Source organism: Microbacterium sp. NPDC090003 (genome assembly GCF_044748385.1).
Lineage (GTDB): Bacteria > Actinomycetota > Actinomycetes > Actinomycetales > Microbacteriaceae > Microbacterium.
Genome location: NZ_JBIVFW010000001.1, coordinates 1,892,158 through 1,916,522, shown reverse-complemented (window position 1 = coordinate 1,916,522; position 24,365 = coordinate 1,892,158). Strand labels below are relative to the sequence as shown.

At 69.8% G+C, this 24,365-nt stretch carries 25 protein-coding genes; 10 read left to right on the top strand and 15 right to left on the bottom strand.

Annotated features, from left to right (window positions below; genetic code table 11):
* Positions 1 to 40: 40 nt before the first annotated feature.
* From ACIPVN_RS09215 to ACIPVN_RS09200, 4 genes are all read right to left on the bottom strand, one after another.
* The gene (locus tag ACIPVN_RS09215; protein WP_400442267.1) at positions 41 to 397 is read right to left on the bottom strand and encodes a nuclear transport factor 2 family protein; all 357 of its coding nucleotides are present in this window, start codon (positions 395 to 397) and stop codon (positions 41 to 43) included.
* On the bottom strand, positions 390 to 1,139 hold the full coding sequence (locus tag ACIPVN_RS09210) for an SDR family NAD(P)-dependent oxidoreductase (protein ID WP_400442265.1): 750 nt from the start codon (positions 1,137 to 1,139) through the stop codon (positions 390 to 392). The genes ACIPVN_RS09215 and ACIPVN_RS09210 overlap by 8 nt, the downstream gene beginning before the upstream one ends.
* 119 nt (positions 1,140 to 1,258) lie before the next feature.
* On the bottom strand, positions 1,259 to 2,890 hold the full coding sequence (locus ACIPVN_RS09205) for an amidohydrolase (RefSeq protein WP_400442263.1): 1,632 nt from the start codon (positions 2,888 to 2,890) through the stop codon (positions 1,259 to 1,261).
* A 43-nt stretch (positions 2,891 to 2,933) separates the two neighbouring features.
* Entirely contained in the window at positions 2,934 to 4,208 is a 1,275-nt protein-coding gene (locus tag ACIPVN_RS09200; protein ID WP_400442261.1) for an MFS transporter, read from the bottom strand.
* A 164-nt stretch (positions 4,209 to 4,372) separates the two neighbouring features.
* Between ACIPVN_RS09200 and ACIPVN_RS09195 the strand changes: the two genes are divergently transcribed.
* Both ACIPVN_RS09195 and ACIPVN_RS09190 read left to right on the top strand, forming a co-directional pair.
* Positions 4,373 to 5,257, top strand: a complete 885-nt coding sequence (locus tag ACIPVN_RS09195; RefSeq protein WP_400442259.1) for a LysR family transcriptional regulator — start codon at positions 4,373 to 4,375, stop codon at positions 5,255 to 5,257.
* A gap of 78 nt (positions 5,258 to 5,335) precedes the next feature.
* Positions 5,336 to 6,304 (top strand): C-terminal binding protein, encoded by a 969-nt coding sequence (locus ACIPVN_RS09190; RefSeq protein ID WP_400442257.1) that lies wholly within the window; start codon positions 5,336 to 5,338, stop codon positions 6,302 to 6,304.
* Between the two features lie 214 nt (positions 6,305 to 6,518).
* Here ACIPVN_RS09190 and ACIPVN_RS09185 read toward each other — a convergent pair whose 3' ends face one another.
* Both ACIPVN_RS09185 and ACIPVN_RS09180 read right to left on the bottom strand, forming a co-directional pair.
* Positions 6,519 to 7,364: an SMP-30/gluconolactonase/LRE family protein gene (locus ACIPVN_RS09185; RefSeq protein ID WP_400442255.1), complete on the bottom strand. Its 846-nt coding sequence runs from the start codon at positions 7,362 to 7,364 to the stop codon at positions 6,519 to 6,521.
* Entirely contained in the window at positions 7,361 to 8,188 is an 828-nt protein-coding gene (locus ACIPVN_RS09180; RefSeq protein ID WP_400442253.1) for a hypothetical protein, read from the bottom strand. Before ACIPVN_RS09180 ends, ACIPVN_RS09185 begins: the two co-directional genes overlap by 4 nt.
* Positions 8,189 to 8,251: 63 nt before the next feature.
* Here ACIPVN_RS09180 and ACIPVN_RS09175 point away from each other — a divergent pair, with 63 nt between their 5' ends.
* Together ACIPVN_RS09175 and ACIPVN_RS09170 are read left to right on the top strand one after the other, a co-directional pair.
* On the top strand, positions 8,252 to 9,085 hold the full coding sequence (locus ACIPVN_RS09175) for a Gfo/Idh/MocA family oxidoreductase (protein ID WP_400442251.1): 834 nt from the start codon (positions 8,252 to 8,254) through the stop codon (positions 9,083 to 9,085).
* Between the two features lie 76 nt (positions 9,086 to 9,161).
* Entirely contained in the window at positions 9,162 to 9,746 is a 585-nt protein-coding gene (locus ACIPVN_RS09170) for a TetR family transcriptional regulator (protein WP_400442249.1), read from the top strand.
* A 171-nt stretch (positions 9,747 to 9,917) separates the two neighbouring features.
* Here the strand turns inward: ACIPVN_RS09170 and ACIPVN_RS09165 are convergent, their stop codons facing one another.
* The 3 genes from ACIPVN_RS09165 to ACIPVN_RS09155 all read right to left on the bottom strand — a co-directional run bounded on the left by ACIPVN_RS09165 (position 9,918) and on the right by ACIPVN_RS09155 (position 13,422).
* The gene (locus ACIPVN_RS09165) at positions 9,918 to 10,355 is read right to left on the bottom strand and encodes a VOC family protein (protein ID WP_400442248.1); all 438 of its coding nucleotides are present in this window, start codon (positions 10,353 to 10,355) and stop codon (positions 9,918 to 9,920) included.
* A 32-nt stretch (positions 10,356 to 10,387) separates the two neighbouring features.
* On the bottom strand, positions 10,388 to 10,747 hold the full coding sequence (locus ACIPVN_RS09160) for a TraR/DksA family transcriptional regulator (protein ID WP_400442247.1): 360 nt from the start codon (positions 10,745 to 10,747) through the stop codon (positions 10,388 to 10,390).
* Between the two features lie 113 nt (positions 10,748 to 10,860).
* Positions 10,861 to 13,422 carry an MMPL family transporter gene (locus ACIPVN_RS09155; RefSeq protein ID WP_400442245.1) on the bottom strand — a complete coding sequence of 854 codons (2,562 nt, stop codon included), beginning with the start codon at positions 13,420 to 13,422 and terminating at the stop codon, positions 10,861 to 10,863.
* Between the two features lie 72 nt (positions 13,423 to 13,494).
* Here ACIPVN_RS09155 and ACIPVN_RS09150 point away from each other — a divergent pair, with 72 nt between their 5' ends.
* Entirely contained in the window at positions 13,495 to 14,064 is a 570-nt protein-coding gene (locus ACIPVN_RS09150; RefSeq protein ID WP_400442244.1) for a TetR/AcrR family transcriptional regulator, read from the top strand.
* Between the two features lie 47 nt (positions 14,065 to 14,111).
* Here the strand turns inward: ACIPVN_RS09150 and ACIPVN_RS09145 are convergent, their stop codons facing one another.
* From ACIPVN_RS09145 to ACIPVN_RS09135, 3 genes are all read right to left on the bottom strand, one after another.
* A complete protein-coding gene (locus tag ACIPVN_RS09145) occupies positions 14,112 to 14,306 on the bottom strand; it encodes a hypothetical protein (protein ID WP_400442242.1) in 195 nt (64 codons plus the stop codon).
* A complete protein-coding gene (gene purL, locus ACIPVN_RS09140; protein WP_400442240.1) occupies positions 14,306 to 16,633 on the bottom strand; it encodes a phosphoribosylformylglycinamidine synthase subunit PurL in 2,328 nt (775 codons plus the stop codon). Before purL ends, ACIPVN_RS09145 begins: the two co-directional genes overlap by 1 nt.
* 269 nt (positions 16,634 to 16,902) lie before the next feature.
* The gene (locus ACIPVN_RS09135) at positions 16,903 to 17,859 is read right to left on the bottom strand and encodes a helix-turn-helix transcriptional regulator (protein ID WP_400442239.1); all 957 of its coding nucleotides are present in this window, start codon (positions 17,857 to 17,859) and stop codon (positions 16,903 to 16,905) included.
* 99 nt (positions 17,860 to 17,958) lie between these two features.
* On the opposite strand from ACIPVN_RS09135, the gene ACIPVN_RS09130 reads away from it, so the two are divergent.
* The gene (locus ACIPVN_RS09130) at positions 17,959 to 18,396 is read left to right on the top strand and encodes a VOC family protein (RefSeq protein ID WP_400442237.1); all 438 of its coding nucleotides are present in this window, start codon (positions 17,959 to 17,961) and stop codon (positions 18,394 to 18,396) included.
* 247 nt (positions 18,397 to 18,643) lie between these two features.
* Here the strand turns inward: ACIPVN_RS09130 and ACIPVN_RS09125 are convergent, their stop codons facing one another.
* A complete protein-coding gene (locus tag ACIPVN_RS09125) occupies positions 18,644 to 18,946 on the bottom strand; it encodes a hypothetical protein (protein WP_400442235.1) in 303 nt (100 codons plus the stop codon).
* Between the two features lie 93 nt (positions 18,947 to 19,039).
* On the bottom strand, positions 19,040 to 19,630 hold the full coding sequence (locus ACIPVN_RS09120; RefSeq protein WP_400442234.1) for a biotin transporter BioY: 591 nt from the start codon (positions 19,628 to 19,630) through the stop codon (positions 19,040 to 19,042).
* A 54-nt stretch (positions 19,631 to 19,684) separates the two neighbouring features.
* Here ACIPVN_RS09120 and ACIPVN_RS09115 point away from each other — a divergent pair, with 54 nt between their 5' ends.
* Positions 19,685 to 20,302 carry a TetR family transcriptional regulator gene (locus tag ACIPVN_RS09115; RefSeq protein ID WP_400442232.1) on the top strand — a complete coding sequence of 206 codons (618 nt, stop codon included), beginning with the start codon at positions 19,685 to 19,687 and terminating at the stop codon, positions 20,300 to 20,302.
* Between the two features lie 305 nt (positions 20,303 to 20,607).
* Here ACIPVN_RS09115 and ACIPVN_RS09110 read toward each other — a convergent pair whose 3' ends face one another.
* Positions 20,608 to 23,046, bottom strand: a complete 2,439-nt coding sequence (locus tag ACIPVN_RS09110; RefSeq protein ID WP_400442230.1) for a M1 family aminopeptidase — start codon at positions 23,044 to 23,046, stop codon at positions 20,608 to 20,610.
* A gap of 254 nt (positions 23,047 to 23,300) precedes the next feature.
* Here ACIPVN_RS09110 and ACIPVN_RS09105 point away from each other — a divergent pair, with 254 nt between their 5' ends.
* The 3 genes from ACIPVN_RS09105 (at position 23,301) to ACIPVN_RS09095 (ending at position 24,355) form a co-directional block, all read left to right on the top strand.
* Positions 23,301 to 23,543: a hypothetical protein gene (locus tag ACIPVN_RS09105; protein ID WP_400442228.1), complete on the top strand. Its 243-nt coding sequence runs from the start codon at positions 23,301 to 23,303 to the stop codon at positions 23,541 to 23,543.
* Positions 23,544 to 23,756: 213 nt separating this feature from the next.
* Entirely contained in the window at positions 23,757 to 23,912 is a 156-nt protein-coding gene (locus ACIPVN_RS09100; RefSeq protein WP_400442226.1) for a hypothetical protein, read from the top strand.
* Positions 23,909 to 24,355 carry an NUDIX domain-containing protein gene (locus ACIPVN_RS09095; RefSeq protein WP_400442224.1) on the top strand — a complete coding sequence of 149 codons (447 nt, stop codon included), beginning with the start codon at positions 23,909 to 23,911 and terminating at the stop codon, positions 24,353 to 24,355. The genes ACIPVN_RS09100 and ACIPVN_RS09095 overlap by 4 nt, the downstream gene beginning before the upstream one ends.
* The last annotated feature ends 10 nt before the right edge of the window (positions 24,356 to 24,365 follow it).

Below are 24,365 nucleotides of genomic sequence, written 5' to 3'. Positions count from 1 at the left end.
GTTCTCATGCGGCGTGTCTTGACCCCTCGCGGGGCGAGAGTCACGCCTTGAGCATCGAGGCGCGCGAGATCAGCCCGTCGACCACGTCGAAGGTGGCGATGGTCTCGGTCGCGACGCCGGCATTGACGACCTGCTCCTGCGCGACCACCCAGCGGTCGCCGAAGAGCACGGTCTGCTCAACGACGCACGACAGCTCGGGGTTGCGCAGCCGCGGCTCGTAGAAGGCACGGATCGCGGCGGCGCCGACGATCGGCTCGGGAGCGACGCCGGTGATGACGGCATCCGCTGCGTACGTCGCGACGAAGGCGTCGAGGTCGTGCGCGTTGAACGCGTCGAGCTGGTCCTGCACGGTCTGCGCTGCGGATCGCGCGCCGGGGGTGCGGATGCCGTCAGTCAATGCGAACTCCTCCGTTGACGTCGTACGTGGCGCCGGTGATGAATCCCGCCCGCGGTGAGGCGAGCGAGGCGATGATCCAGGCGACGTCGGCGGGCTGGCCGAAGGCCCCGAGCGGGATGGACGCCTCGAGCTTCGCGCGCCCCTCACCCTGCAGCTGGTCGGTGATCGCGCTGGCGACAGGTCCGGGCGTGACGGCGTTGACGCGGATGCCCTCCGCCGCGAGGTGGCGGGCGAAGCTGCGCGTCAACGCCAGGATCGCGCCCTTGCTCGCGGCGTAATGCAGCCCGGTCTGCAGTGCGCCCACCTGTCCGGCGATCGACGAGAGGTTGATGACGCTGCGGTCCCCCGAGGCGGCGCGCAGCAGCGGAAGCGACCCGCGCGTCAGCAGGAACGTGCCGCGCACGTTCGTCTCGAGCACGCCGTCCCACTCCTCGATGTCGATCTCGTCGTACGGGGTGTACGGGCACACACCGCCGTTGTTCACGAGCACGTGCAGCTCGCCCCAGGCATCCGTCACTTCGGCGACGAGCGCGTCGATCGAGGCGGGATCGCGCAGGTCGAGTCGCGAGACCCGCACATCGGATGCCCCGGCGGCCCGGCACTCCTCGGCGACGCGAGCGGCCTCGGCCTCACGCCCGGTGTAGGTGAGCCAGACGTCGAGACCCTCGCGGGCGAGTTCGAGGGCGGCGGCCGTTCCGATACCGGAGCTGGCCCCGGTGATGAGTGCGCGGCGAGTGTCCATCTCTAAACGCTATAGCAAAAGCATCCATGCCCGCTCGTTCCCGTCGCACTTTCTGTCGGTCTGAGGGGATCATTCCGACGGAAACTGCGACGGGAGCGCGCCCGACGGATGCCGAAACCTCAGCGCTCGAACACGACCTCGCCGCCGACGACCGTCGTCGTCACGTGCTGGTCGGCGATCCGTTCGGGCTCGATCGCGGACAGGTCGTCGCTGAGGGCGATGAAGTCGGCCAGCATCCCGACCTTCAGGGTGCCGGTGGCGTGCTCCTGCCCCACCGCGTACGCCGACCCGAAGGTGTACGCCCGCACGGCCTCGTCGACCGAGATGCGCTCGCGATCGCCGAGCACCTCGCCGCCGCTCGTGCGCCGCAGCACCATGTCGCGGATCGACACGAGCGGGTTCGCGTCGGAGATGGGCGAGTCGGTCGAGCCGTTCAGCACGATCCCGGCTTCCGCCAGCGACTTCACCCGGTAGATGTCGTCGCGCCGGTCGGCGGCCACCGCCGCGGCCATACCGTCGCCGAAGTCCGACACGAAGACGCCCTGCGGAACGGGGATGACCCCGAGTCGCGCGGCGCGCGCGATGTCGTCGTCGCTCGCGAGGGCGAAGTGCTCGATGCGGTGCCGCACATCGGGGCGCGGCGCGATGCTCTGCGCGTGCTCGATCGCGTCGAGCACGTGCGTGATCGCCCGGTCGCCGATCGCGTGGGTCGCGACCGTCCACCCGGCCCGGTGCGCGCCCACGATGTAGTCCCGCAGCGCCTCGGGCTCGTGCAGCAGCACGCCGAAGTTGTCGGCCTCGCCGTGGAAGCACGCGTGCATGGCGGCCGAGCGCCCGATGAACGATCCGTCGGCGACGATCTTCACCGGTCCGACGCGCAGCATGTCGTCGCCGAGGCCGGTGCGGATGCCGAGGTCGAGACCGAGCACGTCCTTATCGGGGAGGTCGGTGAAGGGGTGCAGCACCGTGATGTACGGCATGAGGGTGGTGCGCACCCGCAGCTGCCGCTGCTCGACCGCCGTCTGGTAGGCGTGGTAGTCGAGCGGGCTGTTGCCCACCATCCGGATCTCGCCGATGCCCGGCTCGGTCACCGAGGTGAGCCCGTAGCTCAGGGCCTGATCGCTCGCGAGCCCGAGGTTGCGCTGCACCTCGTCGAGACTCATCGGACGCACGAGCGCGAAGATCGGGGCCATCGCCGACTCCTGCAGCAGGCCCTCGGGCCGGCCGGCGGCGTCGCGGGGGATGCCGCCTCCCGCGATCTCCGGGAAGCCCTCGCGCCCCGTGTAACCGGCGAGCTCGAACGCCTTCGTGTTCGCGACCATCATGTGCCCCGACACGTGCTCGAGGATCACGGGCCGCCCGCCCGCGACCCGGTCGAGTCCCTCGGCCGTCGGATGCGCCTCGAGGAAGTTCTGGTCGTAGCCGGAACCCCGCACCCAGGCATCCGGCGCCAGCCCCTCGGCGTGCACGCGCACCGCCTCGTACAGCTCGTCGAGCGAGTTCACCGCGCCGGGGCGCAGGTTCAGCGACGCCAGACGGAAGCCCGTCAACGAGAGGTGGTGGTGCGCGTCGTGGAACCCGGGCAGCACCGGCTGCCCGCCGAGGTCGACGACCTGCTCCGCCTCGACGCCGTGCAGGTCGTCGTCGAAGCCGACGATGCGGCCGCCCAGCACGCCGATGCTGTGCGCCGTCGGGCGGTCGGCATCGAGCGTGCGGATGCGGGCGTGGGTGAAGATGGTGTCGACGCGCATGGTCTCTCTCGGGGGTCCTGTGGCGGTTCTCGGTGGGTGCCGGTCAGCGGGCGGATGCCGCGGTCGCGACCTCGGCCTCGACCGAGCGGGCGATGCGTCGCTGGAGTCCCCAGACGCCGGCGATGGTGATGAGGATCATCACCGCGTAGAACACGGCCACGCCCCACACGCTGCCGCCGGTCGAGTTGAGGATCCACTGCGCCACCAGCGGGGTCGACCCGCCGAACACGGTCGCGCACAGCTGATAGGCGAGCGAGACGCCCGAGTAACGGATGCGGGCCGGGAACGCCGAGGCGAGCAGGGTCGCGAGCAGTGCGTAGTACGCGGTGCTGCCGATGATGGTGGCGTAGAGGGTGACCGTGATCCACAGGGGAGAGGCGGCCTGGATGGCGAGGAAGTACGGCACCGTCAGCACCACGCTGAGGATGAGGCCCGCGAGCATGACCCGGGCGATGCCGAAGCGCTCGGCGATCTTGGCGGCGATGGGCTGCCAGACGAACTGCAGGATCGCCATGCCGAGCAGGATGTTGAGCATGAGCTGGCGCTCGATGCCCAGGGATCCCGTGGTCCAAGCGAGCAGGAAGGTGTTCGAGAAGTAGGCGTTCGAGATGCCCATGACCGAGGCGAGCACGCCGAGGCCGATCAGCAGGGGCGCGGTGCGGATCGCGACGAGCACCGGGGCGCTCACGACCTCCTTCGACTGCTTCGCCGCCTCGAAGTCGGGCGATTCCTCGACCTTGACGCGGATGACGAGGCCCACGATCACGAGGATCGCCGACACGAGGAACGGGATGCGCCAGCCCCAGGTGATGAACTGCTCATCGGGCAGCAGGCCCACGATGAGGAACATCACGGTCGCGAGGATGGATCCGGCAGGAGAGCCCTGCTGCACCCAGGCCCCGGCGAGGCCCTTCTTCTTGGCCGTGGCGTTCTCGGTCGAGAGCAGCACGGCGCCGCCCCACTCGCCGCCGACCGCGAAGCCCTGCAGGCCGCGCAGCACGACGAGCAGGATCGGCGCGAGGATGCCGATCTGCGCGTAGGTCGGCAGAAGGCCGATCAGCGTGGTGGCGGTGCCCATCAGGATGAGCGTGAGCACGAGCACGTTCTTGCGCCCGAACTTGTCGCCGAAGTGCCCGAAGACGAGCCCGCCGACCGGGCGCATCAGGAAGCCGACCCAGAAGGTCGCGAACGAGGCGAGCAGGGCGGCGCCGGGAGCGACGTCGGGGTAGAAGACGCGGCCGAAGACGAGGGCGGCGGCGGTGCCGAAGATGTAGAAGTCGTACCACTCGATCGCGGTGCCGACGAAGGCACCCACCATCGAGCGTCGTTGCCGGGCAGAACTGATATCAGTGCGGGAAGCAGCCATCGCGAAGGGCTCTCTGTCTCGGGGGGGAGGGCGGGAAGTGCGGGTGCTGCCCATCCTGCGGTGATCACCCCATGCTCGTCCAATGAAGAAAGCGGGGCGCGATATACGCTTAACGTATGTACGGGGAGCGGGAGCTGGAGGCATTCGTCGCGGTTCTGGACTGCGGGTCGGTCAGTCTTGCGGCAGAACGCCTGATCAGGACGCAACCGACGGTATCGCGACAGATCGCTTCTCTCGAGCGCCAGGTGGGAGCATCCCTGTTCCGGCGGATGCCGCAGGGCATGGTCGCGACATACGCCGGCGACCGCCTCGAGCCGATGGCGCGCGACCTCGTGCGCCGCGGACGACGCGCGCGCGAGGTGATGAGCGGCATCGTGCTCAAGGAGCGCTCGTTCGTCGCGGCGGCCCCCGAGATGACGAGCGTCCTCGTGCTGGCGCCGTTCATCGCGGGTGGCGGACCCATCTCCGACGTCGTGGTCGCGACGCCGGTCGAGACCTACGACCGACTGCGCTCCGGAGCCGATCTGGCCGTGACGACGAGCCCGCCGGATTCGCGGCTCAGCAGCATCCGCATCATGAACCTGCCCCTCTACTGCCAGTTGCCGGCGTCGCATCCGCTCGCGGCGGCTGATCGTCTCGAGCTGGAGGACCTGCTGGCCGGCCCTTTCCTCACCTCGGGCACCGGGTCTGCCGCGTGGACGCAGATCCAACGGGCGGCCGAGAGTGAAGCATGGTCTGTCGAGATGGCGAGCTTCGGTGCGGATGCCCCGATCATCCAGGCCCGCTCGGCCGCCGGTCACGGCCCCTGCGTGGTCGTCGAGCCGCCGCGATTCGGGCTGATCTCGAAGCCCCTGCACCACCGCGGCATCCCGATGCAGTGCGCGCTGTACGCGAGTTGGGAGCGCACGCACTACGCCCGCGACGACATTCGCGGTGTGGCCGAGCAGCTCACCGCCTTCGCTGCCGACCACGTGCTGTCGCTGTACGACGCGGTGGACTGAGCGCCGGCCGGAACTGGGTCCCTGAGCCTGTCGAAGACCCCCCGCACTCCACCTGCTAGATGCTATAGCATCGCCTACATGACAACGCCGTTCATCCTCGTCAGCGACTGCGACCTCCCCGGAACCGTCATCGAAGACACCCTCCGCGCAGCCGACCTCCGCGCCGACCGTGCCCCCTCTCCGGCGCCCGACGACCTGGCCGGGGTCGGGGCGGATGCCGTCGGTCTCGTCGTGCAGTGGGCGCCGATCACGGCCGAGGTGCTCGATCGGATGCCGCACCTGCGCATCATCAGTCGTGTCGGCATCGGCTACGACATGATCGACGTCGAGGCGGCGACGGCCCGCGGCATCGCGGTCGCCAACACCCCGAGCTACTGCATCGAGGAGGTCACCGCGCACACGATCGCGATGATCATGACCCAGGCGCGGGGGCTGCCGGCCTACGACCGCGCCGTGCGCGCCGGCACCTGGAAGGCGGTGGATGCGCGCCCCCTCGCCGTGCGTCCGTCGTCGACGACGGTATCGGTGCTCGGCTTCGGCCGCATCGGGTCGATCGTGGCTCGCGGATGCCGTGCTCTCGGGTTCCGGGTGCTCGTCGCCGATCCGTACGCCTCCGACGACGGCATCCGCTCGGCCGGCTGCGAGCCCGTCGAGATCCCGGATGCCGTGGCGCAGGCCGACATCCTCACGCTGCACGTACCGCTCACCGAGGCGACCCGACACCTGATCGATGCGAGTTCGATCGCGACGATGAAGCCCGGCGCCGTGGTCGTGAACACGTGCCGCGGTCCCCTCATCGACGAGCGGGCGCTGGCCGACGCGCTGCGTTCGGCGCACCTGGGAGCAGCTGCCCTCGACGTGTTCGACGGGGAACCGCTGGCCGAGGACTCTCCGTTGCGCGATCTCGATCAGGTTCTGCTCAGCCCGCACGCGGCGTGGTTCTCGCCCGAGGCGCTCGCCGACCTGCCCGTGCACGCGGCAGAGAACGTGATGCGCTTCCTCGCCGGAGAGTCGGTGCCGATCGTCAATCCGACCTACGCCGGCTGAGCCGTCTCGGGCCGGGACTCTTCGACGGGCTCAGGGACCCGGAGTCTGGTGGGGGGACCCTTCGACGGGCTCAGGGGCCCAGTGTCTGGTGGGGGGACCCTTCGACGGGCTCAGGGACCCGGAGTCTGGTGGGGGGACCCTTCGACGGGCTCAGGGACCAGCTTCTGAGTGGGTCGCTGAGCCTGTCGAAGCGCCCCGCCCCGCGGGAACCCCGTCAACCGGGGAACGCGGCGACCGGCATACCGCGTACGCCGGGCTGCACGGCGAACAACGACCCGGCCTCGGTGCCATGGTCTGACCCGAGCCCCTGCGCCGAGGTCGTGATGAAGAGGGTGCCGAGGTCGTCGCCGCCGAACGTGCACGCCGAGACCTGGGGCACGGGCAGCTCGATCCGCTCGATCAGCGAGCCGTCGGGCGCATACCCGTGCACCGCCGATCCGCCCCAGAGCGCGACCCATACCGATCCATCGGCTGCGACGGTCAACCCGTCGGGCGCACCGTGACCCTCGAGGACGGTCGCGAATCCGCGGCGTCCACGCAGCTCGCCCTCCACCACGTCGAACACGTCGACGCGCTGTGTGACCGTGTCGACGTAGTAGGCGCGCGAGCCGCCGGGGGCGAAGGCCACGCCGTTCGAGATGGTCACGCTCGACAGCACCGTGGTGGCGGCGAGGTCGCCGCCGATCCGCAGCATCCGCCCGACGGCTCCGGCATCGCCCAGGGCCATCGACCCGGCGAGCAAGCGTCCGTGCGGGTCGACCGTCCCGTCGTTGAACCGAGCCTCGCCCAGGTCGAACGTCGCCGCGATGCGCGCCGGTCCGTCGGCCGAATCCGACAGGTGCAGCGAGCGCGCACCGAGGGCGACGAAACCGCCCTTCGTGCGCGGCCGTGCGAAGGCGGCGTAGGTGTCGTCGAGATGCAGGCGATGGATGCCGTCGTCGCGCAGCGTCACGAGGTCGGCGGCGTCGCCGTCGACCCAGCGGATGCCGCCCCACGACGATGACCAGACCGGGGCCTCGGCGTGCACGCAGATCGGGCCGGTGAGGTTCTCGGCCCTCATGACTGCTCCTCGGGGCGGCGCAGCGGCATCCGCTCGGGTTCGGACGTGGATGCGGCGTCGGGCGCCGGAGTCGCCACCGGGGCCGATCCAGACGTCGTGGGCGCCGCGATCTCGCGCGCCACCTGCTTCTCGAGCACCTGCACGGCGTCGTCGGAGAGCAGGATGAGGCCGTCGAGCTCTTCGCGCACGCGCTTGTAAGCCACGTTGCGCTCGGCCTGCGTGGCCGACTCGTCGACGGCGACCTTGAGCAGCTGCTGCGCGCGGTCGAGGCGCTTGCGCTCTGCGTCGGTGAACGTCGAGTCGCGCAGGCGCCGGGCGTCCTTCTCGGCGATCTCGAACGCGACGGCGTATGCGCCCACCGCGTCGAGGTACTCCGACACCTGCTGCTCGGTGACCTTGGCGTCGGCCGATGCCGGGCGCAGCGCGTCGGCGGTGCGCTTCGCGCGCAGGAACGCGGCCGTGAGCGGCTGGCGGCCATCGCTCATGGCGGGGAACGCGATGAGCTTCGCGACGTCGAGTTCGTAGTCGAGCCAGCGCGCGGTGATCTCGTCGTGCTCGGCGAGCAGCCGCGCGAGCAGGTCGTTCGGAACCGGGGATGCCGTGGTGTCGACGATCGTCGCACCGCGGTTCTTCGTCGGGTGGGTCAGCGCCCGCGCCTCGATCTGCGCGGTCTTGAGCTGCGCCTTCATGCGGAGCGTCTCGATCCGACGCTCGTGGCGGTTCTTGGCCGACCGTTCCCACGCTTTCGCCGCGCCTCCGGCCATGCCCATGATCGGGAAGATGAGCCACCAGAAGTCGCCCGCGAAGTCCAGCAACGGTTGCATGATGTGCCCAGCCTACTGGCGCGTGCCGACACCCGAGAGTCCCGTCTTCGAGAGGATGGGGGCATGGCAGCGCACCGCATCGGGATCGTCGGCATCGAGAACACCCACGCCGACGGCATCGTGCGCGCGCTCAACGTCGACGGGGTCGGCGATGCCCGGGTGACGGCCCTCGTCGCCGGCGATCCCGACCGCACGGCTGCGCTCGCCGAGCTCGGCGGGATCGAACGGGTCGCGTCGGAATCCACCGAGCTGATCGGCGAGGTCGACGCCCTCATCGTGACGACCCGCGACGGGGCGACGCATCGCGCGCTCGCCGTGCCCTTCCTCGAGGAGGGCGTACCGGTGTGGGTCGACAAGCCGCTCGCGCTGTCGGTCGCCGACGCCGAGGCGATCCTCGCCGCCGCCGGGTCGACGCCCGTCACCTCGTCGTCGACGTTGCGCTGGCTGCCCGACACGGATGCCGCAGCCGCCGCGCTCGCGAGCATCGGCGAGTTGCAGAGCCTCACCCTCACCGGTCCGGCCGACCCCGAGGGCCCGTACGGGGGACTCTTCTTCTACGGCATCCACCTCGTCGACGTCGCCCAGCGACTGGTGCCGGGCATGCCGACCGAGATCGATGTCGAGCGCTCGTCGGAGGGGGTCCGCGCCCGCTACGTCGTCGGCGGAGTCGCGGTGACTCTCGACTTCGTCCGGCCGGTGGGCGAGGTGTCGGTGCCGTTCCATGTCACCGCCGTGGGAACCCGTGCGACCGAGAGCCGCGACATCGTGCTCGGCGCCGACTACGTGCGTCCGGGGGTGGAGGCGTTCGTGCGGATGCTCGAGACCCGCGTGCTCCCGGTTCCGCCGACGCAGATGCGCGCCGCGATCGCAATCCTCAGCGTGATCGGCGCCGGATAGCCGCGATGTGTCGAATTCGATGACCGGATACGCAGGAAATCGGTTTCTCGGCCGCGATCGAACCTAGAATATGCGCATGGTGGCGCGGGGGCGATACGCGAAGGGTGTGGCGAAGCGGGAGGAGATCCTGCAGGTCGCGCTCGATGTGGTGGCGGAGGTGGGCTACCGCAAGGCATCGAATCGTGAGATCGCCGAGCGCGTCGGACTCACGCAGCCGGGGCTCATGCACTACTTCGGCTCGCGCGAAGAGCTGTACATGGAAGTGCTGCGCGCCCGCGACAACCGCGATCTCGGGGAGTTCATGGACCCCGACCCGACCTTCCAGGGATTCCTCGCGATCATCGCCCACAACATGTCGGTGCCCGGACTCGTGCGGCTCTTCGTCGAGTTCTCGGCGGAGGCGACGATGGTCGGCCATCCCGCGCACGAGTATTTCATCGAGCGCTACGCCTGGGCGCGGGGCGTACTCACCGGTGTGATCGAGCGGGCCCAGAAGTCGGGCGAGTTGGGACCCACGCTGCGTCCGAAGATCGCCGTCGACCTCGTGCTCGCCGCCGCCGACGGACTCCAACTGCAGTGGCTCCTCGACCCCGAGGTCGATATGGTCGAGCGGCTCTCGCGGCTGTGGGACGGCATCCGTCTGGCATCCCGCCGCGACTGACCCGACCGGCCCTCAACCGGGTCCCCGCGCCGGTGCCCGAGTCCGCCGAACACCCCCACCCCGCACAACTTCGGAGTTCTGGCGAGACACGCCGTGCTGTGGCATCCGTACGTCGGCGTGTCATGGCGGATCTCCGAAGTTGTGCCGGGATCGGCGGAAAGACGGATGCCGTCAGCCCCGCGTGAGGTCCTGCGCGAGCATCACGATGATGCCGCTGGGGCCGCGCACGTAGGCGAGCCGGTAGACGTCCTGGTAGTTCGCGACGCCGCGCAGAGGGTGGCAGCCGTGGCGTGCGGCGATCTCGAGCGACGCGTCGATGTCGTCGACCGAGAAGGCGACGCGGTGCATCCCGATCTCGTTCGGCAGGGTCGGCTCGGTCTCGATCGCGTCGGGGTGGATGTACTCGAAGAGCTCCAGCTGCCCGCGGCCGTCGGGAGTCTGCAGCACCGCGATGCGCGCGTGATTGCCGTCGAGTCCGACCGCGGTATCGGCCCAGTCGCCGCTGATGGTGTCGCGCCCCGTGACCTCCAGGCCGAGGTCGGTGAAGAAGGCGATGGTGGCGTCGATGTCGCGCACGGCGATGCCGACGTTCTCGAGTCTGATGGGCATGTTTCGCATGCTCCTCCCGGGTGCGCCGGAAGTCAACGCCCGAGCTTCTCGGCGCACGCGACGCAGTACTCGGCGAACGGACGCACCTTGAGTCGGGCGGCCGGGATCGGTCGGCCGCAGTTCAGGCACACCCCGTAGGTGCCGGCATCCATGCGGGCGAGGGCATCGTCGACCTGCTGGAGTTCGGATGCCGCGGCCTCCGCGAGCCCGGTCAGACGCGACCACTCCGACGAGAGCGTGACGCCCTCGGGGTCGTGCTCGTCGTCATCGTTCGACCCTTCGCGGTCGTGGGTGAGCTCGGAGAGGATCGCTGCGGTCGCCCGGACACGGGCATCCGCCTGTGCGCGCATGGCCGTGAGCAGTGCGCGCAGCCGACCGTCGTCCTCCTCCATGCGGCCACCCTACTGGCGTACGCGGATGGGGTGGGGGGTGAGGGGTCAAGACACGCCCTAGCCCTGTGCCTGCGTGCGGCGTGTCTTGACCCCTCGCGGGAAGGGGGAAGGGCTCAGCCCCGCTGGCGCTTGCGCTCGGCGCGCGTCTTCGGCGCGGGCGTCTCGACCGTCGGGATGCTGTCGGTGTGCACGGCGGGGTGGTCGCGCTCGAGCGCCGCACCCTCCATGTCGACGTTCGGCAGCAGGCGGTCGAGCCAGCGCGGCAGCCACCAGGCCGAGCGGCCGAGCAGGTGCATGAGCGCGGGCATGAGCAGCATCCGCACGACGAAGGCGTCGAGCAGCACCCCGAACGCGAGGCCGAAGCCGATCGAGCGGATGATCGTCGACTCCGAGAAGACGAACCCGCCGAACACCGACACCATGATGAGGGCAGCGGCGATCACGACCGAGCGGCCGGCGCGGAAGCCCTGGGCCACGGCATCCCGGGCCGACGCCCCGTGCACGTACGCCTCTCGCATGCCGGAAGCGAGGAAGAGTTGATAGTCCATCGCGAGTCCGAACAGGATGCCGACGAGGATCACCGGCAGGAAGCTGAGGATCGGTCCGGTGCTGTGCAGCCCGATGATCTCGGCGCCCCAGCCGAACTGGAACACCGCCACGATCAGACCGTACGTCGCGAAGAGTGACAGCACGAAGCCTCCGGTGGCGATGACCGGCACGAGCAGCGAGCGGAACACGACGATCATGATCAGCAGCGACAGTCCGACGACGACCACGAGATACAGCGGCAGGACTCCGGCGAGGGCCTCGGAGATGTCGATGTTGACGGCCGCCTGACCCGCGACGCCCAGCGTGATGCCGCCGTCGAGTTCGGGCAGCGAACGGATGCTCTGCACGAGCTGTTCGGTCGACGAGCTGTTGGGGCCTTCGGCCGGCAGCACCTGGAAGGCGAGGAGCGTGTTGTCGTCGGAGGTCGCGACGGGCGCGACGGCGACCACGTCGTCCTGGTCGGCGAGCTTCTGCGCGACCTCGACCTGCGTGGCGAGCAGGTCGTCATCGCTGACCGCGTCGTCGAGGGTGGCCGTGACGAGCAACGGACCGTTGGCGCCCTCGCCGAACTGCTCGTTCACAGTGTGGAAGGCGCGGTAGCTGGTGGAGTCGCTGGGCTCGCTGCCGCCGTCGGGCAGGCCGAGGCGCATCGACATCGAGGGGATCGCGATGATGAGCAGACCCACGATGCTGACGAGCACGGTGACGACGGCGCGCAGGGTCGACATCCGCTTCACGGGCTTGCCGGCGGCATGGGGCTGACCGACGGTCGCGCGGGCCTTCTTGCCGAGCAGTCGGTCACCGACGAGGCCGAGGATCGCGGGGGCGAGGGTGATTGCGACGAGAACCGCGACCGCGACGCACACCGCGCCGACGGTGCCCATGAGGCCGAGGAACGGCACGCCCGTGACGTTGAGGGCGAGCAGCGCGACGATCACGGTCGCACCGGCGAAGACGACCGCGGTGCCCGAGGTTCCGGTCGCGAGCCCGATCGACTCGCGCACCGGGGAGCCGGCGAGCAACTGCTTGCGGTGGCGGTTGACGATGAAGAGCGAGTAGTCGATACCGACCGCGAGACCCAGCATCACGCCGAGCACGGGTGTGACGGATGCCATGTCGACGACGCCCGAGAAGGCCAGCGACGAGGTCACGCCCACGCCCACGCCCACGACCGCGGTGATGATGGGGAGCGCCGCGCCGATCAGCGAGCCGAGCATGACGATGAGCACGACCGCCGCGAAGGCGAGTCCGATCGCCTCACCGACTCCGAAGATCTCGGGAACGCCCTGGGCGATGTCGGTGCCGAAGTCGACCATGGTTCCCTCGACGGCGGTGTCGTCGAAGTGCGCGATCGTGCCCTGCTTGACCTCCTCGGAGAGTTCGAGGCGCGGGTCGGTGAACGACACGTTGACGATGGCGGTCGAGCCGTCGTCCGACACGACGCCGATGCCGTTCGCGAGGTCGAGGAGCGTCGAGCCGAGATCGGCCTGCTCGGCGTTGGCCTCGAGCTCGTCGCGGTTCTGGTCGAGCGTCTGCTGCTGGGCGTCGAGGGCGGCGAGCTGCGAGGTGAGCGCGGCCTTCTGCCCCTCGAGAACGGTGATCTGCTGCGCGGGCGCACCGGCCGCCTGGGCCTGCGCGATGCCCGCATCGATCTGCGCGATGCCGTCTTCGAGCTGCGTGCGTCCGCTGTCGAGCTGGGTCTGACCGGCATCCAGCTGGGTGCGACCGTCGGCGATCTGCGCCTGGCCGTCGGCGAGCTCCTGTTCCTGATCGGCCTGCTGCTGCTGGGCGTCGAAGGGGTCGATGACCCGGGCGACACCGTCGAGGTCTTCGGCGCTCGCCGCGAGCTCGGAGATCTGCTTCTTCTGCTCATCGGTGAAGGGCTCGCCGTTCTCGGTCCGGTAGACCACGGTGCCCGTGCCGCCGGCGGTGTCGGGCAGCTTGTCGGCGAGCTCGTCGATGACCTCGCCCGAGGCGGTGCCGGGGATGTCGAAGCTGTTGCTCAGCGTGCCGCCGAGTGTGAGGAACGCGCCGACCCCCAGGCCGAGGATCACGACCCAGGAGACGACCACCGTCCACGCCTTGCGCGCAGCAAAAGAACCCAGACGGAAAAGCAGTGATGCCAAGACGATCTCCTTCAGACCCGTTGAGCATACGGCACGTCTCGTCTAGAGATCTGTGGCTATCCTGAATGGGTGGTGAACGAGCATCGAAGCGGACCCGTGCGCAGCACGGCGGCGCGCGAAGCGATCCTCGACGCCACCGCCCGGCTGTTCCACAACCAGGGCTACGACCGGCTCACGATCGAGGGCATCGCGAAAGAAGCCGGGGTCGGCAAGCAGACCATCTATCGGTGGTGGCCGTCGCGCGGAGCCCTGATCGGTGAGTGTCTCGCCGAGGGCCGGCTCGTGCCCGTCGACTTCGTCGTGCCGTACACGGGAGACCTCTCCGCCGACGTCGAAGCGTGGCTGCGCAGCGTGCTCGCGATCCTCAACGAACCGCAGGGCGGCGCGCTGCTGCGGTCGCTGGTCGCGGCGGCGACCGAGGATGCCGGTGTCGGCCAGCACCTCGGCGAGAGTCTGGGCGTCGAGGAGCACCTCGGCTCGCGGCTGCGCGCCGGCATCCGCGACGGTCAATTGGCCGAGGACGCCCCGGTCGCGCAGATCGGCCGGGCGATCCTCGGTGCCATCATCGTCGAGTCGCTCGGCCGCGAGAAGCGCGATTCCGAGGGCGTCGTGCGGTTGGCGCGGTTCCTGTTCTCGCGCTGAGGACCGTTCGTCCCGCTGCGCCTGTCGACGCGTCGCAGGCGGATGCCTCAGAAGCCGGGGAGCAGGGTGAACAGCGTCGCGCCACCGCCGCCGAGGATCAGCGCGATGATGACCACCCACGAGATCACCCGGATGCGCCGGTTGCGGCGCTCGCCGAGGTCGCCGTAGTCCTCGCTGAGCTCGGGCCGGACGCTCTCGCGCCGGGCCGGCTCGTTCGGCTCGCGCCGGCTGAGGTCGCTCATCACGACGCCGTTTCGGTGACGGTCGGGCCGAAGTACGACGGCAGCGTGGCGGCCGAGCGCTCGCGCAGCTCGGCGACGGGGATCGTGAAGACGTCCTGCACCTCGAGCTGCGGCTCGCTGTCGGTCACGCCGATGCGCATGACGGGGTAGCCGCGGCCCTCGCAGAGTCCGCGGAACTTCACGTCGTCCTCGCGCGGCACGGTCACGATGACCCGACCGGTCGACTCGGAGAACAGGGCGGATGCCGCATCCACACCGTCGCGGTCGATGATCTCGGTGAGCCACACGCGGGCGCCGACGCCGAAGCGCATGACACCCTCGGCGAGGGCCTGGCCGAGGCCACCCTCGGAGACGTCGTGCGCCGACGAGATCAGCCACTCGTCGCGCGCGGCGGCGAGCAGGCCCGCGAGGCGCTTCTCGCCCGCGAGGTCGACCTTCGGGGGCAGACCGCCGAGGTGCTGGTGCACGACCTCGGCCCACGCCGAACCCGAGAGCTCGGTCGAGGTGGTGCCGAGCAGGTAGATGTTCTGACCCTCGTCCTGCCATCCCGAGGGGATGCGGCGCGACACGTCGTCGATGATGCCGAGCACGCCCACGAGCGGGGTGGGGTGGATCGGCACGTCGCCGGTCTGGTTGTAGAACGAGACGTTGCCGCCGGTGACCGGGGTGCCCAGTTCGAAGCATCCGTCGGCGAGGCCGTCGACCGTCTGCCCGAACTGCCACATGACCTCGGGGTTCTCGGGAGAGCCGAAGTTGAGGCAATCGGTGATCGCGGTCGGCACGGCGCCGGTCACGGCGACGTTGCGGTACGCCTCGGCCAGCGCGAGCTGCGCACCCGCGTAGGGGTCGAGCTGGCAGTAGCGGCCGTTCGCATCGGTCGAGATCGAGAAGCCGAGGCCCGACTCCTCGTCGACGCGGATCATGCCGGCGTCGTCGGGGAAGCTCAGGGCCGTGTTGCCGAGCACGTAGTAGTCGTACTGGTTGGTGATCCAGCTCGTGTCGGCCAGGTTCGGCGAGCCGACCAGTGCGAGGAACTGCTCGCGCAGGGTGTCGGCGTCGTTCGCGCGGGGCAGCAGCTCGGCGGCATCCGCCTGCAGTGCGTCGATCCACGTCGGGTAGGCGACCGGGCGGTCGTAGACCGGGCCGTCGACCGCGACCGTCGAGGGGTCGACGTCGACGATGCGCTCGCCCTGCCAGTCGATGATGAGGCGCCCGTCGCCGGTGACCTCGCCGAGCACCGAGGTCTCGACCTCCCACTTGTCGACCACGGCCATGAAGGCGTCGAGCTTCTCGGGCGCGACGATCGCCATCATGCGCTCCTGCGACTCCGACATGAGGATCTCTTCGGCGGTCAGCGAGGGGTCGCGCAGCAGCACGTTGTCGAGCGACACCTTCATGCCGCTGTTGCCGTTGGCGGCGAGCTCGCTGGTCGCGCACGAGATGCCCGCGGCGCCCAGGTCTTGAATCGCCTCGACGAGTTCGTCACGGTACAGCTCGAGGCAGCACTCGATGAGCACCTTCTCGGCGAAGGGGTCGCCGACCTGCACCGCGGGGCGCTTGGTCGGGCCGCCGTCGGCGAAGGTGTCGGAGGCGAGGATGCTCGCCCCGCCGATGCCGTCGCCACCCGTGCGGGCACCGAACAGCACGACCTTGTTGCCGACGCCGGTCGCGTTCGCGAGCTTGAGGTCCTCGTGGCGGAGCACGCCCACCGCGAGCGCGTTGACGAGCGGGTTGGCCTGGTAAACCGAGTCGAAGACCGTCTCGCCGCCGATGTTCGGCAGGCCGAGGCAGTTGCCGTAGAAGCTGATGCCGCTGGTCACGCCGTGCACGACGCGGGCGGTGTCGGGGTGGTCGATCGCACCGAAGCGCAGGGCGTCCATGACCGCGACGGGGCGGGCGCCCATCGAGATGATGTCGCGCACGATGCCGCCGACGCCGGTCGCCGCACCCTGGAAGGGCTCGATGAAGCTCGGGTGGTTGTGCGACTCGGCCTTGAAGGTGACGGCCCAGCCCTCGCCGACGTCGATGACGCCCGCGTTCTGGCCCATGCCCACCATGAGGCGTTCCTTCATCTCGTCGGAGACCTTCTGGCCGAAGCGGCGCAGGTAGTTCTTGCTGCTCTTGTACGAGCAGTGCTCCGACCACATGACCGAGTACATCGCGAGTTCGCCCGAGGTGGGGCGGCGTCCGAGGATCTCGCGGATCTTCGCGTACTCGTCGTCCTTGAGCCCGAGCGCCGCGTAGGGCTGCTCCTTCTCGGGCGTCGCGATCGCGTTCGAGACGGAGTCGGGGACGTGCTTGCGGGCAGGTGCAGGGGCGGTGGTCACGCACACTCCAAGAGGAAGGGGCCGGCGGGGCGGTCTCAGTCTACCGGGGCGCGGTCGGCCCGGAACCCGCGGCCGTCGGCCCCCGTGGCGCCTTCTCGCCCGCCCCGCCGCCCCCCGGCCGCTGCTGGGGGGCTGCCGGGGGCGCAGCCGGGGCCCTGCCGGGGGCTGCGGGGTCGATATGTCACGTTCCCGGGGCTCTTGGCGTGACATATTGATCCCGCAAGGCCGGGGCGGGGGCGGGGCGGGACGGGGAGGGGCCGGGGCTGGGGCTAGGGGGACGGCGGGGCGGCGGCGAGGCGGGCCGAGAGGGCGGCGGATGCTTCGGCCAGGGCTGCGGGGCCCTCGATCGTGAAGGGGGCGTCGAAGCGGGCGACGAAGGCGAGGATGCCGGTCCACGACCACGAGCCGATGGTGAGGCGGCAGCGCCCGACGTCGAGCTCCTCGAGGGTCGCATCTTCGAGGTAGGGCGCTATCTCACGGGCGGGCAGGTCGATCACGACAGTGCCGGTGCAGGGCCAGCGGTCGACGGCATCCGATCCCTTCGATCGCGCCGCGAGGAAGGTGCGCACGTCGGCGCCACCCGGCAGCGCGCGCGGCGTGAACGTCGGACCGAGCGGAACGCGCGGATACATCCGGTCGAGGCGGAAGATCCGCCAGTCCTCACGTTCGAGGTCCCACGCGATCAGGTACCAGCGCCCCTGGCGCGAGACGACGTCATGGGGTTCGACGCGGCGGCGCCCGGCATCCGATCCGGTCGTGTCGTAGTCGAACCGCAGCACATGCCGGTCGCGCACGGCCGCACTCACGGCTTCGAGCACCGCCGGATCGACGCGCTCGGCGGCCGTCGATCCCTGGAAGCGGATGCCGTCGATCCGATGCCGCAATCGCGACGGCATGACCTGGCGCACCGTTGCGAGGGCGCGCTCGGCGCCCTCCTCGATGTCGATCCCGCTCGCCGGGATGCTCTGCAGGGCGACCGCCACGGCCACCGCCTGCTCGTCGTCGAAGAGGAGGGGAGGGAGCTCCGACCCCGCGGCGAGCCGATACCCACCGTCGGGGCCCTTGATCGCGCCGATCCGATAGCCGAGCTCGCGGAGCCGGTCGACGTCGCGGCGCACCGTGCGCGGGCTCACCTCGAGACGCTCGGCGAGCACGGCACCGGGCCAATCGCGCTGCGTCTGCAGGAGCGAGAGCAGTGCGAGCATCCGTGACGAGCTTCCGGCCATGTCTTCATTGTGCCGCGAGAAGCGGACCGAAACTGACCTCTTCTGTTGCGATCGTGGTCGTGCGGGCATCCGCTCGACTCATCTCTCACAGGAGGAATCATGACCGTCACCACCACGACCCACCTCAACTTCGCCGGCACCGCACGCGAGGCGCTCGAGTTCTACGCCGAGGTCTTCGGAGGCAGCGTCAGGGCCGCGACCTACGGGGACTTCGGCATGCCGGCCGACGTGCCCGGTGCCGACAAGGTCGTGTTCGGGCAGATCATGGCGGGAGCGATCACGCTGATGGCCTACGACATCCCCGGAGCGACGGAAGCCCCGGCCGGTGTCACCCGCCGCGAGAACGGGGTCACGATCACCGACCGTCCGTTCTTCCAGTCGCTGCGGGCCTCGTCGCTCGACGAGCTCACCGGGTATTGGGATGCGCTCGCCGTGGGCGCGACCGTCGTCGAACCCCTCGCCGCCTCGGCCTGGTCGGCCGGATTCGGCATGCTCACCGACCGGTTCGGAGTGACCTGGGTGCTCGACGTGGCGTGAGGCCGGTCGGCGCTGTACCCAACTCAGGAAGAACTGGCCGAATCGGGCCGGAATGGGGGTTCGTGGGCCGCTTCGGCCGACTTTTCCTGAGTTGGGTACGGGGTGCGGGCGAGTCGGCGTGCGTGGGTACGGGGTGCGGGCGAGTCGGCGTGCGTAACTCCGGACTTCCGGCGCCGAAGGGCCCCGAATCGGTGGATTCGGGGCCCTTCGTGCACGTTCTTCCGGAGTTATGAACGGCCGGCGCGCGTCATTCGGGCCGCTGCAGGCGCTGCGCGCGCAGGGCGAAGTCGAGGTGCTGCTGTGCGATCGAGCGGATGCCGACGAGCAACAGCCCGATGAACAGCGACACCGCTCCGAACCAGAAGATGACGGTGCCGAGCTGCGTCTGGAAGATCGCCCAGTCGAAGTCGCGATCCGCGTTGATCGTGCCGAGGAACGCACCGATCGGCAGGAACAGCGCGGCGACGACGAAGAGCGTCGGGGCGAGTGCGGGCAGGGAGATCCGGTTCGGACGCACGTGGGGTGACGGCGAGGCGGGGGAGTTCGTCATGCCGCCGAGTCTAGGAGTCCCGACTGCACCGATCGGTGCGATTTGTCGGTTATACGGCCGCAGAACCGACGTCACCGATCGGCGCAGGGCGAGTCAGTCGCGGCGGGTGCGATCGATCAGGCGCCAGGTGGCGGGGAGGAGTCCGGCCATCGCCACGATCTTGATCGCGTCACCGATGAGGAACGGCACGACGCCGAGACCGATCGCGGTGGGGATGTCGACCCCGGCGAAGGCCGCGAGCCACGGCACACCGCACGCGTAGATCGCCAGCGAGCCGAGGCCGGCGAGCGCGAGCGTCGACAGCACGGAACGGTCGGCTCGGCGGCGTGCCAGGGTGCCGACCAGAAGAGCGGCGACCACGTAGCCGAGGATGTACCCGAACGACGAGAACGCCCAGCCCGCGTTGCCACCGGCGAACAGGGGCACGCCGATCGCGCCGAGGGCCAGGTAGAGAAGGGCGCTCGCGCTGCCGCGCAGGGGTCCGAGCGAGGCGCCCGTCAACAGCACGGCGAAGGTCGCGAGCGAGAGCGGCACGGGCGTGAACGGGAGGGGGATGGCGATGTATCCGGCGACCGTGATGAACGCGGTGCCGGCGAGCGTGAGGGCGATATCCCGAACCCGTGCACCGGGCACGAGGTCGGCGAGCACCAGAGCGGAGCGGGGGGAGACGGCGGATGCTGACATGGGAAGTTCCTCCTGAACGCTGTTCACCTGAACACTGTTCGGTACAGTAGCAGCATGAACGCGGCATCCGCAGATCAGCCCGCCCCGAGGCGCAGCAAGCCCGACGTCGTCGACGCGGCCATGAGCGTGCTCGCCGAGAACGGGATCGCCGGGCTCTCGATGCGCCGCATCGCCGACGAGCTCGACGTGCAGGTGAGTGCGCTGTACTGGCACTTCCCGAACAAGCAGGCGCTGCTCGCCGCGGTCAGCGCGCGCATCGTCTCGGGCGAGCCGGATGCCGAACCGGATGCCGCCGACCTCGCCGGCATCGCCACCGCGCTGCGCGACCGCCTGCTCGCCCACCAAGACGGCGCCGAGGTCGTGTCGAGCTCGCTCGCGCTCGGGCTGCTCGACCTCCCCGCTCGACGGCGTCTCGTCGAGTCGGCGCTCGCCGCAGGGCTCGTGGATGCCGCGGCCGGGGTCGCCGCCGACACCCTCGTGCACTACGTCATCGGATTCACGTTCCACGAACAGCAGCGGGTGCACGCCGCGGTCGTCGGAGCCGCCGACCCGACAGTCGACCTCTCGCCCGCGCGCCTCGCCGCCCCTGTCGGCGGCGAGGCCGACGACTTCGCCGCGGGCCTCGCGCTCATCGTCTCCGGCATCCGCTCGGCCGCCGGCGCCGGCGCCTGAACCCGAGGCGCTGAGGGGTCGGAACACGCCGTGCTGCGGCATCCGTCTGCGGCGTGTCTTGACCCCTCGCGTGTGCGACAGGACGCTTCGACAGGCTCAGCGACCCAGCTTCTCGGCTCAGCGACCCGGTCTCTCGGCGCAGCGACCCGGTCTCTCGGCTCAGCGACCCAGTCTCTCGGCTCAGCGACCAAGTCTCTCGGCACCCGCGGCTGGGTCCCTGAGCCTGTCGAAGGGCCCGCACGCGAGAGCGCCCGCCCCCGGAATCCCGGGGACGGGCGCTCGCGTGTCAGCCGATCAGACCTCGATCAGACCTCGAGCTTGCGGCGTCGAGCGGCGACGAACATGCCTCCGCCGACGAGCAGCACGAGGGCCAGCAGGCCGAGTGCCGTGGGCAGTTCTCCCCCGGTCTGGCTGAGCTCACCCGAGCCGTCGGGGTCGCCGGGGGTGACGGCTCCGCCACCGCCGGTGCCACCACCGGTGCCTCCGCCGTTGTCGGGGTCTTCGCCTCCGCCGGGAACCTCGGCCGCGGCGACCGCGGCTGTCGCCTCCGACGTGACCGATCCGCTGCGGAAGCCCTCGAGGGTTCCGGTGACCGTGACGGTGATGCGGGCGCCCACGGCGGATGCCGGGATCACGAAGGTCGGTCCGGCGTCGGCCGCGCGAGCGGCGAACAGGGTCGGCTCCTCTTCGTCATCCGCGGGCACCTCGGCCGGAACACCGTCGATCGCCCACTCGTAGGTGAGCTCCGTGCCCTCGGGCCATCCCTCGGAGGTCGCTGTCAGCGTCTCGCCGACGGCGGCCTCGCCCGTGATGGTGGGCAGCTCGGTCGGCGTGACGATCTCGGCGACCGACGTGTCGACCGCGCAGGCCTCGGTGCAGCTTCCGCCGAGGGTGAGGGGCTTCGCAGCCAGGGCGAACGAGCCACCGGCGGATTCCTCGCTGATCGTCGCGTCGATGGTGAGCGACGCGCTCGCGCCCACCGCCGTGCCGGCCGGGATCGGCCAGCTGAGCGTGGTGCCGTCGAGCGTCGCGCCCTCGGGCACGACCAGGTCGGCGTGCGCGAGCAGGGCGCTCACGTCGACCGAGACGACCGACGAGGCCAGCGGCACGCGGCCGGTGTTGAGGGCCGTGACGGTGTACGACACGGTCTCGCCCGGGTACAGCGCGACCTCGGGGCTGCCGCCGCTGACGGCGACCGAGTACTTGTCGGGCCAGGCGGGCTTGCCGGGCTCGAGGATCCAGTCGGTCCAGAAGGCGGAGAGGTCGAAGCCCGAGAGCTCCTCGGCGAGGGCCTTGAGGTCGGCGCCCGCGAGGCTCTTGCCCGCGTTGTCGACCTGCCACTGCTTGATGAGGGTGAAGTACGGCTCGTCACCGATCGCGACCCGCAGCGCCGCCCAGAACTGCGCGCTGCGCGTGTACGTCTGGTAGCCGTAGAGGTTCGCGGAGTCGGTCTGGGCGCCCGGGGCGATGTTCCAGTTGGCGCTGGTCGAGGCGGTGTTGTTCCAGGAGGTGAAGTACGTCTGCTCCGAGAGGGTCGTTCCAGCGGCCGGTCCCTCCGAGGAGTTGTAGTACGTCGGACCCCAGGTCGCCATGCCCTCGCCCATCCAGATGTCGGTCCACGTCGACGGGGCGACGTTGTTGCCGTACCACTGGTGCACGAGCTCGTGGATGAGCGTGTTGCCGCCCACGGAGCCCGCACTCGGGAAGAACGATCGGTCCTGCGTCTCGAGCGCGTAGTTGATCGCGCTCGGAACGGTCTTGACGATCACGCCGGTGCTGTTGCCCGGGTAGGGGCCGTAGATGCGCTCGAGGTTCTGGGTGATGGTCTGCAGCTGCGTGATGCGGTTGCGCACCGTGGTCTTGTTCGCGTCGCTGAGACCGAAGTCGATGAACGACCACGACGGGATCGTGCGGCCGTCGAGCAGGGTGATGGTGCCCTCGACGACCTCGTAGCGGCCGATTCCGATGACGACGAGTTCCGACGCCATCTGCTTCTGCTGGCGCCAGGTCCACGTGGTGCGCTCGCCCGACTGGCTGACGACCTTCGACTGCAGCTCGCCGTTGCTCGCGACAGCGCCGGGGGCGCTCACGCCGGTGGTGCTGGTCAGGGTCGACGGGGCATCCACGGTGATCGTGTAGGTGGCCTTGTCGCTGGGGGTGTTGTTGTGCGGGAAGCCGGTCATCATGCCGATGGGCTGGCCCAGCAGCATCGCGCCGTCGTTCGTGCCGCTCCAGCCCTCCTGGCTGTCGTCGGCGTCGGTGTGGAACACCGGAACTCCGCTGTAGTTCACGGTGACGGTGAACTCGCCGGTGACGGGGGTCGCCGGCGTGACGATGAGCTTGTACTTGATGGCATCCGCGTCGATGTCGCGGGTCCAGGTGGCGGGCTGGCCGTTCACGAGCACGCTGTCGACGGTCAGGCCCTCGAAGTCGAGCGAGAACGAGCGCAGCGGCGCGAGGGCGCGGGCCGTCATGGTCGTGGATGCCGAGTCGAACTGGCCGGTGACGACGTTGTTCGCGACACCGGTCGGCGACCAGGCGATGTCGATGTCGTAGTCGAGGGCGTCGTACCCGCCGTTGCCTACGTTCGGGAACATGGCGTCACCCGAGGTGCGGGCTCCGTCGATCGGGTCATCGGCGGCGGATGCCGGAACGGCGGTGGCGAGGAGGGAGCCGGCGAACAGCGCCGTGACCATGGTGGTCGCGAGCAGTCGCCGACGTCGGGGGGAAGTCAGTCGGGTCATGAGTGCTTTCGGGTAGGCAGGAGCGAAAGGCGACCGATCACGTCGTCGTGGTGCAAGGGTGGCTTGTGGCCGGGTCGCGAATGCGGGTTGATCGCAACCTAGGGAAGTCCTATGTCGGCAATATATCGACATTATGTCGGTCGCATTGCAGGAATTTTTCCTGTCCCGTTACCTGCCGTCGACGGATCCGGCAAGGGGGTTCTGCGGGCTCGCCGCGCCACGTAGAAAGGAGGCAGTTCGAAGGAGAGATACGCATGGCCGCCGGCGACATAGTGACGTTCCACCGCAACGGGATCTGGTTCAACCGCATCGAAGGAGAAGCGGGGGTGATCGGGTCGGGGTACCTCACCGAAGCGGATGCCATCGTCGCAGGCCGCGGATCCGCCGCCGCCCGCCAGGTCGAGCACCTCATCCACGAGGACGAGCCTCCCGCAGACGAGTTCGACCCGTACGCGCGGCATCCGCGCGATCGCGTCGGGGTGTCGATGCAGGACTGACTTCCGGGCCGCAGCAGCGGGCCGGTGAGGGATCGAGAGCGCACCGTCACCACCCCTGGGCGGTGCGCTCTCGTGTGTGCGGGGTGGGGCCTCGGCGTCGCAGTGGCCACCGACCGGTCGGAAATGACGGTGCTGAGCGTCGATAGTCAGCATTTCGCACCGATCGGGTGCGGCACACCGCCCCACTCTGGCCCGCGGCCCTAGCGTGGGGGCATGTTCGCTCCGACCTTCTTCATCGGCCTGCTCATCTACGTCGCGATCGTGCTGATCGGGTTGCTCGTGCTGTGGTTCGTGATCTACACGGCCGTGCGCGCGGCGCTGACCTCGCACCGTCAGGCGCTTGCGGAGGAGCGACTCGGGCGCTCGTGATCTCCGACTACGTCCGTGCGATGCGCGACCGCATCGGGCACGACCTGCTGATGCTCCCGGGCGTCACCGCCGTGATCCGTGACGGCGAGCGCTTCCTGCTCGCGCGCAGCGCCGGATCGGATGTATGGAGCCTGATCGGCGGCGGAGTCGAACCCGGTGAGGAACCCGCGGATGCCGTTGCCCGGGAGGTGCGCGAAGAGCTCGGCGCCGGCATCCGCATCGTCGGCATCGTAGGTGTCTACGGGGGTGAGCCGCTGATGGTCGAGTATCCGAACGGCGATCGCGTGGCGTATGTCACGACGGCCTACACGTGCGAACTCCTCGACCCGATCGTGCCCGACGGCGAGGAGATCGTCGAGATCGGATGGTTCACGGCTTCCGAGATCCCGGACCTCGATCGCGAGCCGTGGATCGACCGGGTGCTGGCGGATGCCGTGGGCTGACGTCGCTCGT

Excerpts from the sequence above, each read along its gene's own strand:
- ACIPVN_RS09130 (WP_400442237.1), top strand. The coding sequence starts at position 17,959 with ATGACCGTCACCACCACGACCCACCTCAACTTCGCCGGCACCGCACGC.
- ACIPVN_RS09120 (WP_400442234.1), bottom strand. The coding sequence starts at position 19,630 with ATGTCAGCATCCGCCGTCTCCCCCCGCTCCGCTCTGGTGCTCGCCGAC.
- ACIPVN_RS09195 (WP_400442259.1), top strand. The coding sequence starts at position 4,373 with ATGTACGGGGAGCGGGAGCTGGAGGCATTCGTCGCGGTTCTGGACTGC.
- ACIPVN_RS09175 (WP_400442251.1), top strand. The coding sequence starts at position 8,252 with ATGGCAGCGCACCGCATCGGGATCGTCGGCATCGAGAACACCCACGCC.
- ACIPVN_RS09100 (WP_400442226.1), top strand. The coding sequence starts at position 23,757 with ATGTTCGCTCCGACCTTCTTCATCGGCCTGCTCATCTACGTCGCGATC.
- ACIPVN_RS09125 (WP_400442235.1), bottom strand. The coding sequence starts at position 18,946 with ATGACGAACTCCCCCGCCTCGCCGTCACCCCACGTGCGTCCGAACCGG.
- ACIPVN_RS09190 (WP_400442257.1), top strand. The coding sequence starts at position 5,336 with ATGACAACGCCGTTCATCCTCGTCAGCGACTGCGACCTCCCCGGAACC.
- ACIPVN_RS09170 (WP_400442249.1), top strand. The coding sequence starts at position 9,162 with ATGGTGGCGCGGGGGCGATACGCGAAGGGTGTGGCGAAGCGGGAGGAG.
- ACIPVN_RS09210 (WP_400442265.1), bottom strand. The coding sequence starts at position 1,139 with ATGGACACTCGCCGCGCACTCATCACCGGGGCCAGCTCCGGTATCGGA.
- ACIPVN_RS09110 (WP_400442230.1), bottom strand. The coding sequence starts at position 23,046 with ATGACCCGACTGACTTCCCCCCGACGTCGGCGACTGCTCGCGACCACC.
- ACIPVN_RS09185 (WP_400442255.1), bottom strand. The coding sequence starts at position 7,364 with ATGAGGGCCGAGAACCTCACCGGCCCGATCTGCGTGCACGCCGAGGCC.
- ACIPVN_RS09135 (WP_400442239.1), bottom strand. The coding sequence starts at position 17,859 with ATGGCCGGAAGCTCGTCACGGATGCTCGCACTGCTCTCGCTCCTGCAG.
- ACIPVN_RS09115 (WP_400442232.1), top strand. The coding sequence starts at position 19,685 with ATGAACGCGGCATCCGCAGATCAGCCCGCCCCGAGGCGCAGCAAGCCC.
- ACIPVN_RS09160 (WP_400442247.1), bottom strand. The coding sequence starts at position 10,747 with ATGGAGGAGGACGACGGTCGGCTGCGCGCACTGCTCACGGCCATGCGC.
- ACIPVN_RS09145 (WP_400442242.1), bottom strand. The coding sequence starts at position 14,306 with ATGAGCGACCTCAGCCGGCGCGAGCCGAACGAGCCGGCCCGGCGCGAG.
- ACIPVN_RS09165 (WP_400442248.1), bottom strand. The coding sequence starts at position 10,355 with ATGCCCATCAGACTCGAGAACGTCGGCATCGCCGTGCGCGACATCGAC.
- ACIPVN_RS09200 (WP_400442261.1), bottom strand. The coding sequence starts at position 4,208 with ATGGTGGGTGCCTTCGTCGGCACCGCGATCGAGTGGTACGACTTCTAC.
- ACIPVN_RS09180 (WP_400442253.1), bottom strand. The coding sequence starts at position 8,188 with ATGCAACCGTTGCTGGACTTCGCGGGCGACTTCTGGTGGCTCATCTTC.
- ACIPVN_RS09205 (WP_400442263.1), bottom strand. The coding sequence starts at position 2,890 with ATGCGCGTCGACACCATCTTCACCCACGCCCGCATCCGCACGCTCGAT.
- ACIPVN_RS09105 (WP_400442228.1), top strand. The coding sequence starts at position 23,301 with ATGGCCGCCGGCGACATAGTGACGTTCCACCGCAACGGGATCTGGTTC.